The organism is Mesorhizobium sp. M8A.F.Ca.ET.208.01.1.1, assembly GCF_004791315.1.
GTDB lineage: Bacteria > Pseudomonadota > Alphaproteobacteria > Rhizobiales > Rhizobiaceae > Mesorhizobium.
In genome coordinates this window covers 1-305 of the sequence record NZ_SRUT01000289.1, presented here as the reverse complement: position 1 = coordinate 305, position 305 = coordinate 1, and the positions used below count along the sequence as shown (strand labels likewise).

Below are 305 nucleotides of genomic sequence, written 5' to 3'. Positions count from 1 at the left end.
CTATCGGTGAAGGGCCGTATCTCGGTGATCAACTGCCGGCATTGGACGCTGCCCTTGATCACCCAATAAAGCGATCCGCCATCCGTGATCTCGCTGCCGCGCGTCGGCACCATGCGGGTGGTATGCCAGTGCTCGGCCGGCTCTCCGGCGCGGCGCCGCTCGTCGAGGCGGAAGGCAATCCACTCTTCGAGATCCTCGACGCTGTCGCAGCCGACGCATAGTTTGATGAGATTGAGTGACATGCCCCAAGATTTAGCCGCAAGGGTTGACGCGTCAACGCCTCGAGCGACTTCTCCACAGGCCAG

Annotated in this window: 1 protein-coding gene; it reads right to left on the bottom strand. The window is 62.0% G+C overall.

The genetic code is table 11. The features are described 5' to 3' along the window. The coding region (locus EN851_RS35340) for a DUF1489 family protein (RefSeq protein WP_135931114.1) at positions 1-242 on the bottom strand (242 nt) is incomplete at its 3' end. Positions 243-305: the final 63 nt, after the last annotated feature.